At 73.9% G+C, this 13,752-nt stretch carries 6 protein-coding genes; 2 read left to right on the top strand and 4 right to left on the bottom strand.

All coding sequences use genetic code 11. The features are described from left to right. The first annotated feature begins 16 nt into the window (after window positions 1-16). Entirely contained in the window at window positions 17-5,110 is a 5,094-nt protein-coding gene (locus tag FJ309_02320) for a hypothetical protein (protein ID MBM3953452.1), read from the top strand. Window positions 5,111-5,117: 7 nt separating this feature from the next. On the opposite strand, the gene FJ309_02315 is transcribed toward FJ309_02320, so the two are convergent. From FJ309_02315 to FJ309_02300, 4 genes are all read right to left on the bottom strand, one after another. Then, entirely contained in the window at window positions 5,118-6,533 is a 1,416-nt protein-coding gene (locus FJ309_02315; GenBank protein MBM3953451.1) for a DUF1501 domain-containing protein, read from the bottom strand. Next, window positions 6,530-8,587 (bottom strand): serine protease, encoded by a 2,058-nt coding sequence (locus FJ309_02310; GenBank protein MBM3953450.1) that lies wholly within the window; start codon window positions 8,585-8,587, stop codon window positions 6,530-6,532. Before FJ309_02310 ends, FJ309_02315 begins: the two co-directional genes overlap by 4 nt. A gap of 96 nt (window positions 8,588-8,683) precedes the next feature. Next, complete coding sequence (locus FJ309_02305) at window positions 8,684-10,912, bottom strand: DUF1553 domain-containing protein (GenBank protein ID MBM3953449.1); 2,229 nt, start codon at window positions 10,910-10,912, stop codon at window positions 8,684-8,686. A 36-nt stretch (window positions 10,913-10,948) separates the two neighbouring features. Continuing rightward, window positions 10,949-12,025 (bottom strand): Gfo/Idh/MocA family oxidoreductase, encoded by a 1,077-nt coding sequence (locus FJ309_02300; protein MBM3953448.1) that lies wholly within the window; start codon window positions 12,023-12,025, stop codon window positions 10,949-10,951. A gap of 174 nt (window positions 12,026-12,199) precedes the next feature. Here FJ309_02300 and FJ309_02295 point away from each other — a divergent pair, with 174 nt between their 5' ends. Next, a complete protein-coding gene (locus FJ309_02295; protein ID MBM3953447.1) occupies window positions 12,200-13,678 on the top strand; it encodes a hypothetical protein in 1,479 nt (492 codons plus the stop codon). Window positions 13,679-13,752 lie beyond the last annotated feature (74 nt).

Genomic DNA, 13,752 nt, shown 5'->3' with positions numbered 1-13,752 from the left:
TGTATCGGTTTTTTCGATGTGGCGTCGGCGTCTGCTTTCGCCCCAGTCCATCCACTCGAGGCAGTGGCTTCACCGCGGTCGTTTCGTATCGTGGGGGCAGGCGTGCTGCGGCCACATTTCGACCGGCGGGTGCGTCCATCCCGACGAGGTGACCACGATGCCGACTCGCTGTGGGACTGTTCGCGCTCCGCGGTCGCCGGGGGCCGTCGTCGCCGTTCTCGGCTGCCTGGCGTTTGCCGTGGCGGCTCCGCTCCGCGCGATCGCGGCCGAGTGCCCGCTGGCCGTGCGCTGGGAATTGATCGCCAACGCCCCTCCCGTCGGCGGCGACGGCGACTTCGAGGCCCGATTCACGCTCACCAACGTCTCGGCCGCGCCGCTCGGTGACGACGGCTGGACGCTGTTTTTCACGATGGCGCCACGCGAGCTACGCCCCCACCCGAGCCCCCAGCCGGCGGTCGTCGAGCATCTCAACGGCGACTGGTACCGCCTTCGCCCGGCGCCGGGCTTCCGCCTCGAGCCCGGTGCGACCGTCGACGTGCGCTATGCCGGCGTCGAGCCGGTGGCCAAGGAATGCGACGCACCGCTCGGGCCGTATGTCGTCGTCCGCGACGCCGCCGGCGGGGAGCCGCGGATCACCGCGGTCGCCGACTACCGGATTCTCCCCTTCGTCCGCCGCGAGCAGGCCCGGCGCGGACCGCGCGACCGCCACCCGCTGCCGACGCCGCGCGAGCGGTTCGAGGCCGACCGCGAGCTCCACCTCGTCGCCGACGAAGACATGCCGGCCGTCGTGCCGACGCCGGTGGCGGTGCGGCGCGGCGCCGGCACGGCGCGGCTGACAGCAGCGTGGCCGATCGAGTGCCCGGCCGATCTCGAGCCGACGGCAGTCTGGCTCGCCGACCGGCTCGCGCGGCAGCTCGGAGACCGGCCGGTCGTGGCGGTCCGCACGGCCGGGGAAGGGGCCGTGGGGCCGGTGATCCGGTTGGCCCGGGACGGAGGCGCGGCCGAGTCATACAGGCTCGCGGTCGCGGCCGACGGGATCACGATCACCGGCGGCGATCCGGCGGGGGTGTTCTACGGCGCCCAGAGCCTCCTCCACCTCCTCCCCTGGGAGTCGCTGCGCCGTCCCGACGCCGAGGTGCGCGTGCCGGTGATCGAGATCGAGGACCGGCCCCGGTTCCCGCACCGCGGGCTCCATGTCGACGTCAGCCGCAATTTCCAGAGCCGCGAGACGATCGAGCGCGTCATCGATCTGATGGCGGCCTACAAGCTCAACCGTCTCCTTCTCTACACCACCGAGGACGAGGGGTGGCGGATCGAGATTCCCGGGCTGCCCGAGCTCACCGAGGTCGGGGCCCGGCGGCGCCACACCGACTCCCCCGACGATCCGGTCGTCCATCCGGCCTACGGCTCCGGCCCGTTCGCCGACGATCCCGGCCGCCACGGCAGCGGCCATTACTCGCGCGACGACTTCATCGCCATCCTCCGCCACGCCGCCGCCCGGCACGTGAAGGTGATCCCCGAGCTCAACTTTCCCGGCCACGCCCGCGCGGCGATCAAGGCGATGGAAGCCCGCCACCGGAGGCTGATGGCTGCCGGCCAGCCCGAGGCCGCCGAGGAGTACCGGCTCGTCGATCCACTCGACACGTCGGTCTACCGCTCGGCGCAGAGCTACCGCGACAACGTCGTCTCGGTCGCCCGCGATTCGACCTACCGGTTCTACGAGAAGGTGGTCGACGAATTGGCGAAGATGTACGCCGAGGCGGGGCTGACGATGGACTCGATCCACACCGGCGGCGACGAGGTGCCCCTCGGCGCGTGGCGCCGCTCGCCGCTGGCGGCCGACCTCCTCGCGCGGCGGCCGGAGATCGGCGGTGCCGACCGGCTCCAGGGCCATTTCTTCGGCCGGCTCCTCGACACGCTGCGGACGCGCGGGCTGCGCGTCCTCGGCTGGGAGGAGGTGGCGCTGCGCCGCGAGTCGGCCGATCCGGCAGTGGCGCCGGTCGTCGACCCGCGGTTCGCGGCCGACGACGTCGAGATCTACGTCTGGAACAACCTCTTCGACCGCGACGTCGGGATCCGCCTGGCGAATGCCGGCTACGACGTCGTCCTCTGCAACGTCACCAACTTCTACCTCGACCTGGCCTGCGAGAAGGACCCGCTCGAGCCGGGGCTGTCGTGGGCCGGATTCGTCGCCGCCCGCGATGCCTACGCGTTCGCGCCGTTCGACTACGTCCGCACCACGCTCCGCGATGAATACGGCACGCCGTTCGATGCCGACCGGGCCGCGCGCGAGGCCGCCGCGTTCACGCCCGAGGGGCGGCGGCGGGTGCGCGGCGTGCAGGCGCAGCTGTGGGGGGAGACGGTGAAGGGGCGGGAGATGCTCGAGTACTACCTGCTGCCCCGGCTGATCGCCTTCGCCGACACCGCCTGGAGCGCCGAGCGCCCCTGGGAGACGATGCCCGGCAGCCCGGCCCGCGATGCCGCGATCGGCGCCGGGTGGAATCTCCTCGCCAATGCGATCGGCCGGCGCGAGTTGCCGCGGCTGGCGTTCGCCGACGACGGCCGCCATTACCGCCTGCCACCGCCGGGAGCCGCGATCGATGGCGGGCGCCTCGCCGCCTCGACGGCGCTGCCCGGTCTGGCGATCCGCTACACCACCGACGGCACGCTCCCCACCGCCGCGTCGCCACTCTACGAGGGTCCGGTGGCGCTGGCGGGCGGCGCCGGCCCGCCGGTCCAACTCCGCGCCTTCGACGCCGCCGGCCGCGGCTCGCGCCCCGTCGCCATCACCCGCGGCGGCGAACCGGCGCTGCCGGTGACGGTCGATCCGCAGGGCTCGATCCCCGGACTGCCCCCCGGGATCGTCGCGGCGACGGCGAAGCCGGTCACGGTCGGCACGTTCGCGCAGCAGGTCCGCGTCGATGCCGCGCTCCCCGACGCGGGCGCCGCGGCCACCGACGTGGCCGCGGTCGGAGACACGCTGGCGATCGTCGTCGACGGGGAACTGTGGACCCGATCGACGGGCACGTGGAAACGGGTCGACGGGCTCCCTGGTCCCGCCCGGGGGGTGGCCAACGCCGCCGGGGCGCTCCACGCCTGCGGCGAGCGCTACCTGGCGAAGATCGGCGGTGACGCCACGGCGACCCTCGTCCCGCTCCCCGACGGCGCGACACCGCTGTTCCTCCCGGACGGTCCGCGGCTGGTCGTCGTCACCCCGCGCGACGTTCTCGAGCGCGACGGCGAGCGCTGGCGCTCCGTGCCGCTTCCCGCCGGCGCGCCGGTGGCGGCAGCGCAGGGGGCGGGAGAGCAGCTGGCTGTGGTCGTCGACGACCGGGTCCACGAGCGTGCCGCGTTGGGGGCGGGCTGGGCCATGCTACGGATCCGCGACGAGACACGCGGCTGGGATCCGCCCGGTCTGGCCGCGATCGCCTACGACGCGCGCGGCCGGCTGTGGTGCGGGGCCGAGCAGGGGCTCGCGGTGCGCGACGAGGACGGGCGTTGGCGGTTCGTCGAGCGCGACGAGCTCCCGGTGACGGCACTGACGGGGATCGCTGCCGGCCCCGACGGCGACATCTGGCTGGCGACGAAGCGCGGCGCCGTCCACGTCGGCGACGGCGTCGTCGAGTATCGCCAGGGCAGGCGCTGGCTCCCCGGCGACGACCTGGCGGCCGTCGCCGTCGGCGCCGACGGCACGGCGTGGTTCGCCGGCGCTGCCGGTGTCGGTGGCATTGGTCTGAGGGCGACGACGCTGGCCGACAAGGCCGCCGCCTACGAGGAGGCGATCGACCGCTTCCACCGGCGCACCGAGCTGGGCTACGTCGTCGAAGCCAACCTCGACGCTCCCGGCGCCGTCGCCACGGCCACCACCGAGGACAACGACAACGACGGCCTGTGGACGTCGATGTACGGTGCGGCGCAGTGCTTCGCCCATGCCGCCGACGGCGACGAGGGATCCCGGGAGCGGGCCCGGAAGGCGTTCCGGGCCGTGAAATTCCTCAGCGACGTCACCCGCGGGGGGGCCCCGGCGCCGCCCCCCGGTTTCCCCGCGCGAAGCGTCGTCCCGGTCGGCGGCTTCGATCCCAACACGCGCGACAACGCCGCGCGCGACGAGCGGCAGCGGCAGCGCGAGGCCCGCTGGAAGGTGTTCGAGCCGCGCTGGCCGAGGGACCGCACCGGCCGCTGGTATTGGAAGACCGACACCAGCTCCGACGAGCTCGACGGCCACTTCTTCTTCTACGGCGTCTACCACGACCTCGTGGCGCGCGGCCCGGAGGAGCGCGCCGAGGTGGCCGCCGTCGTCCGTGGGATCGTCGACCATCTCATCGCCCACGACTGGGCGCTGGTCGACATCGACGGCACGCCGACACGCTGGGCGCAGTTCGGCCCGCGCCAGCTCAACCGCACGCTCGACTGGTGGGAGGGACGCGGGCTCAACAGCCTGTCGATCCTCTCCTACCTCGCCGTCGCCGCGCACGTCACGGGCGACGAGCGCTACCGCACGCTCGCCCGCCAGCTCGTCGACGAGCACGGCTACGCCACCAACGTCCTCGTGCCGAAGATCACCCCCGGCGTCGGCGGCGGCAACCAATCGGACGACGAAATGGCGCTGATGGGCTACTACCACCTCGTCCGGCTGGAACGCGACCCGCGGCTCCGCCAGGCGTGGCAGCGGTCACTCGCCGGCTATTGGCAGCTCGAGCAGCCGGAGCGCAACCCGCTGTTCAACGTGATCGCCGCCGTCTGCCTGCGCGACGCCTCGTTCACCGATCCCTACGGGACGACCGCGCTCGAGCCCGATCCCGCCGACTGGCTCCCCGACACGCTCGACACGCTGGGCCGCTTTCCGCTCGACCTCGTCGACTGGCGGCTGGAGAACGCCCACCGCCACGACGTCGCCCTCCTGCCGCGGCACGTGCGCCCCGATGCCCACGGCGCGGTCGGCGTGCGCCGTGACGGCAAGGTGCTGCCGGTCGACGAACGGACCGTGTTCCACTGGAACCACGATCCCTACCGGCTCGACAGCGGCGGCGAGGGGCGGCGCCTGGCCGACGGGACGTCGTACCTGCTCCCCTACCACCTCGCGCGCTACCACCGGATCATCGCCCCCTGACGGGCGCTCAGCCGGCCAGTTCGGGCACCGGCGCGCCGTGGTCGACCAGCGGTGTCGGCCGGCCGTTGAAGTCGTCGATCGTGACCCGGGCCGCGTCGATCCCGAGGTGGTGGTAGATCGTGGCGAGGAAGTCGCCGGCGGTGATCCGCCGCTCCGTCACGTCCTCGCCGCGCGCGTCGGTGGCGCCGATCACGACCCCCGGCGTCACGCCGGCCCCGGCCCAGAGATTGGAATAGGCGCGCGGCCAGTGGTCGCGGCCGGGCTGCGTGGTGCCGGCCGGGGCGCTGGCGTCGCCGGCCCCGGTGCTCGGCGAATACTCGATCCGCGGCGTGCGGCCGAACTCGCCCGTCACCACCACGAGCACCTCGTCGTCGAGGCCGCGCGCGAAGATATCTTCGACGAGCGCCGAGACCGCGCGGTCGTAGGCGCCGGCGCGGAAGCGGAGGGCATCGAACACGTGGTGGTTGACGGCGTGGTCGTCCCAATTGTGGACACGGCCGCAGAGCGGGCCGGCGAGGCTCGTCGTCACCACCTCGACCCCGGCCTCGACCAGCCGGCGGGCCATGAGCAATTGCTGCCCCCAGGCGTTGCGGCCGTAGCGGTCGCGGGTGGCGTCGTCCTCGAGCGTGAGGTCGAAGGCACGCCGCGCCGCCGGGTCGGTGAGCAGCCCGACGGCCTGGGCCTCGAAGGCGTCGATCGCGTCCATCTCCAGGCGCCGGTCGAACTCGCGGCGGAAGGCGTCGAACTGGCGGCGGAGGCGGAGCTGCGCGCCGAGGCGCCGGTCTCCGTCCGGAGGCAGCCCGAGGTCGGGGACGGCGAACGACGGGGCGTTGGGATCGCCGCTGACCACGAACGGCTGCCAGGCGTCGCCGAGGTAAGCCGGGCCGTTGTATTCCAGCGGCGGATTGACGCCGACGTAGCGCGGCAGCGCCCCGGCCGGTGGCCCGGAGCGGCTCCGGAGGTAATTGGTGACGCACATCCAGTCGGGGAGCTTCGGCTTCGGCTTGTCGCGCGTGTCGGGGTCGCCGGAGAGCATCTGCATCGAGCCGGCCGGATGGCCGCCGGCGGTCTGCTGCATCGAGCGCACGATCGCCACCCGGTCGGCCAACGCCGCCTGCAGCGGGAGCAGCTCGGTGAACGACACGCCGGGAAGCCTGGTGGCGATCGGGCTGAACGGTCCGCGATACTCGGCCGCGGCGTCGGGCTTGGGGTCGTAGGTGTCGACGTGCGAGCAGCCCCCCGGCAGCCAGACCATGATCACTTTCGTCCGCTTCGCCGCCGGCAGCGGCTGCTCGGCGCGGAGGCGCAGCAGGTCGGGGAGCGCGAGGCTGCCGGCGATGCCGCAGCCGCCGGCCAGACCGATCGAGAGGAAGCCGCGCCGGGCAAGTGGCCCGGGGCAGGGGCGCTGGGCGGGATCGCTCATGGCGTGGAACCCTCCGGAGGGGGTGCGGCGACCTGGATGCGGATCGGTCGCGACACGATGATCTCGGCGATGTCCTGCGGGGGCGGAGCGGCGCTGCCGGGGCCCTTCGCGACCGGCGTCGCCGGCCGATACGACGTCACCCCGCCCCCGACAAGGCAGATCGTGTAGTCGCCGGGGGGCACGGCCAGTTTTTTCAGGTCGAGCGCGAGCTTGGCCCCCCCCTCGGCCAGCGGGAGCTCGACATCCGCGGCCCGGTCGAACGGCGCTCCCACGACCCTGAGGCGGGTCGTGGCCCCCGAAAACGGCCCGCGCCGCTCGACCGCCAGAGGCACTTCCACGCTGGTCCCGGCGACGACGGCCACCGGCTCCGCGGTGACGGTGATCGGAAACGTCTCAACGCCGCCGACCGACACCGGCAGCGTGGCCAGGAGGCGCGGCAGCGGGATCTCCTGGGAGGCGTCGCGCACCGGCCAGGCCATCGACGCCACCGCCCCGCGCCGCTCGACGACCGCGCCGCCGATCGCCGCCCGGCCGACGAGCGTCGCCGTCGCCATCCCGCGCGGGGCGTCGGCCGTCGCGCTGACGACCACCAGGCCGCGTGACGCTCCCTCCGGGATCCGCAGGCCCGTGGCTTCGACCCCTGCGGGCAGCCCCTCGAGCGCCAGATCGATCGGCCCGGTGAAGCCGTCGCGCCGCAGCGCCGCGACCTCGAGGGCCACGCTCCCGCCGCGGCGCAGCGCCAGCGGCTTGGAGAGCGCGGCGCGGTCGCCGTTGCGCAGCTCCATGTGCAGCCCCCAGGCGACCAGGGCGAAGTCGGGGGCCGGCCGGCGCACGATCAGCCGCCAGGCGTTGGCAGGATCGGCCCGCGTGCCGCCGAACAGGTCGCGGAGGAGAAGCCGATGACGCCCCGTCGTGGTGATCGCCACCTTGCCGAGGACGTCGGCGCTGCCGCCATCGTAGGGGGGACCGTCGTAGGAATAGCCGTTGCTCGACGGCTTGATCGGGCTGGCGATGTCGGCTGGCTCGGCGACGTCCTCCCAGCGAACGCCGGCGGGGTCGTCGACGCGGCGCTGGACGACCACCGCGGGGTCGGTCGGTCGGCCGAGGCGCTCCGAGGCGACCTCGACCCACCATTCGTCGCCGGCCGTGGCGTCGAACTCGAACGCCTCGACGTCGGCGGCGGTGGCGAACTGCCCGTGGAGGTCGCAGGGAAGCGCGATCGCCCGTGGATGGGCCGGATCGTTGGGCTCGCTCTCGTCGGCGGTCGCGGACTCCGGGATGCCGGGCGGAGGCCACGAGGCGGCGAGCACGGCGCGCGTGCCCGGGTGCCGCGGCGGCACGGCGTCGGCGGCGACGGTGCGGAGGACGAGCCGGTAGAAGAACGCCGGCCCCCCCTGGAACGACAGGTCGTGGACCTTGACCAGGTAGCGGCCGTCGGCGGGAACGGTGAACGCCAGCGGCTCGCCGCGCCGGTCGGCGGCGAGGTCGCGGCCGCCCGCATCGGCGACCACGACGACCGGCGTGAGCCGCGAGTCGATCCACCGCGCCGCGCACTCGACGACGATCCGCGTGCCGGCCGGGGCCGAGAACGAGTAGTGGTCGACCGCCTGGGCCGTGACCTGGCCGTTGGTGACGCTCCCGAGCGCGATCGGCAGCGCCGTCGCCGGATCGGTGACTGGCGCGGTGGCCGTCTGCTCCGGAAGCGTGCCGACGGAAAACACGCGCGACGAAGAGATCCCGAGGCCGGCCAGCGCCGCCGCCTCATAGACCCCCTCGGCCACGTCGGCGCCGATCGTGACCCGGTATCCGCCGGGGATCGGTTTGCCCTCGGCATCGTGGCGCGCTTCGGCGCCGATCCCGGGCGACGAGAACACCAGCCGCTCCACCTCCTCGAGCCCCTCGCCGCCGATCGTCACGTCCACCGTCGTCCCCGCCTGCCCCCCCGGCGGCACGATCGTGAGCAGGCGCGGCAGCGGCAGGCAGACGCTCTGCGCCGCCGCCGGGGCGGCGGCGAGCGCCGTGAGGAACGACAAGGCGGCGGCACGAAGGTTCATCGGCACGCTCCGGCGACTTGTGGGGCGGTCGGCCAGGTCAACCGCCACCCGGACGGACGAGGGCAGCGGGGCTGCGGCCACGGGACACGGGGGCACTCAGTGGTTGAACAGGAATTCCTTGGTGTCGAGCAGGGCGCGGAGGAGGTCCTCGAACCGCTCCCGGCGGACCCGCGCGGCGTCGGCTCCTGAAGGCGGCGCCGCATCGACGAACGCGCACGCCAGCAGCACCTCCTCGGGCCGCGGCTCGCGGCACAGCGCGGCGAGCGTGAGCTCGTGGACGAGCGCCGACGTCGGCCGCGGGTCGGCCGCCGTGCGCGCCGGCCAGGCGTCGTCGGCGGCGAACTTGGCGCGGAGCGCCGCGGCATTGAGGAGGTGGAGGCTCTGGGCGAAGCTCGGCGTATCGACGCGCTCGCACTCGCAGGCGCTCGAGTTGTCGGGGCGGCCGAAGATCCGCAGGAACGGCGTCGCCTGGGTGTAGGCGTTGTCGGGCAGCGCGATGGCGCGGGTCCCGGCGGGGAGGTTGGCGAAACTGGTCCGCGTGCCGGCGACGCAGTCGATCGCGTCGAGCAGGACCTCGGCCGACAGACGCCGCGGCCGAAATGCCGCCAGGCCGTCGACGGCGCTGGCCGAGCCGTCGGCCGACAGCGCGCTCGAGCGGTAGACGCGCGACGTGACGATCGTGCGGTGGAGGCGGCGCAGGTCGAAGCCGCCGGCGACGAAGTCGGCGGCGAGGGCGTCGAGGAGCTCCGGGTCGGTCGGCGGGTTGGTCTCGCGGAGGTCGTCCTCCGGCTCGACGAGGCCGCGGCCGAGGAAGTGCTTCCAGGTCCGGTTGACCAGGGCCCGCGCGAACCAGGGGTTGTCGGGGGCGGTGAGCCAGTCGGCGAGCGCCAGGCGCGGGTCGTCGTCCGGCGCCAGCGCCGGCGCCGGAGTTGCCAGCGCCGCCGGCGCGACCGTCGCCCCGCCGCGCGGATGGCGGGCGACGGCGGCGCCGCGGCGGTGGAAGATCAGGTCCTCGCCGCGGATCCCGGAGGGGCGCCGCCCGACCTGTGTGAAGAACGCCGTGAACGCCAGGTGGTCGGTCTGGCTCCAGCGCTCGAACGGATGGTGGTGGCACTGGGCGCACTGGAGGCGCACGCCGAGGAACAGCTGCGCGACGTCCTCGGCCTGGGTGACCGGGTCGCGGACGCGCTTGTACCACGCCACCGGCGGGTTGCCGACGACGCTGCCGGTCGCCGCGAGCAGCTCGCGCACGAACCGGTCGAACGGCTTGTTGGCGAGGAACGAGTCGCGCACCCAGGCGTGGAACGCGAACGTGCCGGCGATGTCACTCGTCTCGTCGCGGCGGTTTTTGAGCAGCGCCGTCCACTTGCCGGCGAAGAAATCGGCATGGTCGCCGCTGGCGAGCAGCTCGTCGACGAGCCGGTCGCGCTTGTCGGGGGAGGTGTCGGCGAGGTAATCGCGCGTCCGCTCGACCGGGGGCAGGCTGCCGGTGAGGTCGAGGCTGGCCCGGCGCAGAAACGTGGCGTCGTCGCACTCGGCGGCGGTGGGGATCCCGAGCCGGCCGAGCGTGGCGAAGACGTGGCGGTCGACGAACGAGCGCGGCTCGGGATACCGCGGCGCCGGCCCGTCGCGCGGCACGAGGACCGCGGCGACGGCCACCAGGCCGCCGTAGCGGACCATCACCGCCGTCCGCCCCACCGGACCGAGGGCGCGGACGACCCCCGAGTCGTCGACGGCCACCCGTCCGGGGTCGGCCGACTCGTAGAGGGCAAGCGCTGCCACGTCGCGCCGCGTGCCGTCGCCGTAGACGGCAGCGACCGAAAGCCCGACCGTCGCGCCGGGGCCGAGGAGGGCCTCACGGGGTGCCACCTCGAGCCGCTCGAGGCGCGGCTCGTCGGCCCGCGGCGGCGGGGCGCCGGCCGCGATCCAGCGCACGAGGAGGTCGTGGCCGGGGGAGCCGGGCGCGACGCGCTGGCCGCCGCGGTGCGGGACCGCCGCCGTCGCCTTGCGCACCAGGAGGCTTTCCGCCGGAGCGGCGCGGTCGATCCGCCGGCCGCGCGCGGCGATCACGATCTGCTCGTGGTCCTCGGCCGGCTCGAACCCCAGCAGCGAGAGGCGGAAGCCGTTTTGGCCGGTTCCCGCCTTGGCGTGGCAGGCGCCGGCGTTGCAGCCGGCCTTGGTGAGCAGCGGGACGACGTCGTTGGCGAAGCTCGGCACCGGCTCGGCCGGGCCCTCGGCGTGCGTTTCCGCGCCCATGCACGCCGCCAGCAGCGCCACGATCACGGCTTCGGTGCGGCGGCGCGGTGCAGCGGTGGTGGATCGCATCGCGCGCCCTTTCGCCCCCACGGCCGGGCCGCGGGTTCAGTCCAGGTCCACGGTCCTACCGGTGCGGAACGACTCGTCGGCCGCGAGGACGATCCTCAGGCTGTTGACACCGTCCTCGTGGTGGTCGGACAGATCCACGTCGCGGCGGATGGCGTCGAGGAACGAGCGCTGCTCGAGCTCGCAGAGGCCGTCGTGGTCGGGCTCGTCGGCGAAGCCGATCCACTCGTCCTTCCGCGCGAAGGCGCCGGTGGCGTCGAGGTCGGCGTGGTGGACCTTGAGGAGCGCGGCCTTGGAGTGGGCGTTGACGTCGTCGCTGGCGGCGTCCCCCTCGCGCACGCCGGTGATGCTCACGCATCCCTTCGGCCCGACGACGTCCTTCACGAAGTAGGCCGTCTCGCTCATCATCGGGCCCCAGCCGGCCTCATACCAGCCGACCGAGCCGTCGGCGAACGAGACCTGGAGCTGGCCGTAGTTGTACATCCCCGGCGGCAGGTCGTCGGTCAGCCGGGCGCCGATCGCCGACACGCGCACGGGGCGCGAGCGCGTCATCTTGCACATCACGTCGACGTAGTGGACGCCGCAGTCGACGATCGGCGACATCGACTGCATCAGCATCTTGTGGGTCTGCCACTGCGGGCCGCTCGACTGCTGGTTGAGGTTCATCCGCATCACCAGCGGCCGGCCGAGGCCGGAGGCGATCTCGACGAACCGGGCCCAGGTCGGGTGGACGCGGAGGATGTAGCCGATGACGAGCTTCTTCCGGGCGGCCCGGGCGGCCGCGGCCAGCGCCCGGGCCTGCTCGACCGTCTCGGCCATCGGCTTCTCGAGAAACACGTGGCAGCCGGCGGCCAGCGCCCGGCTGGCGTAGTCGTAGTGCGTGTCGGGGTAGGTGTTGATCGACACCGCGTCGGGGCGGACCGCGGCGAGCGCCGTGCCGAAGTCGTCGAACTGCGGCCGGTCGACGCCGAGGTCGGCGAGCAGCTTCTGCCGCGAGGCCGCGCCGCGCGACACCACGCCGGCCAGCTCGAAGCCGTCGAGCTTCTCGTAGGCCCGGGCGTGCGAGGTGCCCATGTGGCCGCAGCCGACGACCAGAACGCGGATCGGAGCGGACATCGAGACGACCCCCTGCGGTGGGGGCGACAGGGGGGGATCCCCACTTTCGCCCCGAAAAAGCCTATCGCGGACGGTGGGGAGGGGCAATCGACCCAGCGCCCCCGGCGGCCGCCCCGGCCATCAGTTCGCGAACTAGACTCGGTTCGCCATCCTGTCCGCCCGTTCCGGTCGCCCATGAACACGATCCGCCGCCTCCAACTCGCCACGCTCGGGCCGATCGTCGTCCTCGGCGTGCTGGCCCTCGTGTCCTACGCCACGCTCCGGGCGATCACGCGCACCCAGGAGACGCGTTTCCGCTCGCTGGCCCTCGCCGAGGAGCTCCGCACCAGCTCGGACGAGCTGACGCGCCTCGCGCGGACGTACTGCGTGACCGGCGACGAGCGCTACGAGGCGGAGTATTGGCGCGTGCTGGCCGTGCGCAACGGCACCACACCGCGCCCCGACGGCCGGACCGTGGCGCTGCGGCGGTTGATGGAGGAGCAGGGGTTCAGCGCCGGGGAGTTCGCCGAACTGAAGCGCTCCGAGGACGAATCCAACGCGCTGGTGAACACCGAGACGATCGCGATGAACGCCGTCAAGGGGCGGTTCGACGACGGGAGCGGCGGCTACACGCGCTCCGGGCCCCCCGACCGCGACCTCGCGGTGCGGCTGATGCACGACGCCACCTACCACGCCGACAAGCAGCGGATCATGGCACCGATCGCCCGGTTCGAGAAGCTGCTCGACACGCGCACCGCCGCCGCCGTCGCCGCCGCGAGGCGTTGGGCGGAGCGGGCGCTGTCGGCGGGGATCGGGCTGGTGGTGATCGCCGCCGCGTCGGCGGCGCTGGCGCTGTGGCGCCACGCCGCGTCGCTGCGCGGGGCGATCACCGAGGTCTCCGCCGTCAGCGACGGGGTCGGGGCCGGCGCGATGCAGGTCGCGTCGTCGAGCCGGTCGCTCGCCGACGGGGCCAGCGAGCAAGTGAACGCCGTCAACGAGATCACGACCGCGGCCCGCGGACTGTCGTCGCAGGCCGCCGCCAACGTCCGCCACAGCACCGCCGTCGCCGAGCTCGTTGACCGCGAGCAGGGGGAGTTCGCCGCGGCGGTCGAGCAGTTGTCGGGTCTGGTCGTGGCGATGGAGGAGATCAGCACCGCCGCCGAGCGGATCTCGACGGTCAACCGCACGATCGACGAGATCGCGCTGCAGACCAACATCCTCGCCCTCAACGCCGCCGTCGAAGCGGCCCGCGCCGGTGAGGCCGGGCAAGGGTTCGCGATCGTCGCCGACGAGGTCCGTTCCCTCGCCCAGCGCAGCGCCGCGGCGGCCGGCGAGACGGCGGCGCTGATCGAGGCCTCGATCCAGCGGACCCGCGCGGGGCGCGAAAGGATGGACGCGGTCGCCGCCGCGATCCGCGGGCTCGCGGCCCGGTCCGACGAGGAGCGCACACTCGTCACCGAGGTCCGTGCCTCGAGCCGTGAGCAGCAGGCGGCCGTCGAGCGGATGGCGGCGGCGCTAGCGCGCATCGAATCGGTCACGCAGACCACTGCGGCCACCGCCGAGCAGGGATCGGCGGCGGCCGAGGAGTTGGCAGCCCAAGCGGGAAGCCTCGGCGACGTCGTCACGGCACTCGAGCAGGCCGTGGGGCGCGGTGGCCTCGCCCGGCAAAGCTGAGCAGCCGGCCCGGGTCGGTAGCGCCTCGGCTATCATCGGGCGGCCGTGGGCGACGCCGCGGCGACTCCACCGGT

The organism is Planctomycetota bacterium, assembly GCA_016872555.1.
Lineage (GTDB): Bacteria > Planctomycetota > Planctomycetia > Pirellulales > UBA1268 > F1-20-MAGs016.
The sequence above is the reverse complement of the archived record's forward strand: the minus strand, read 5'-3'. Positions and strand labels throughout refer to the sequence as shown.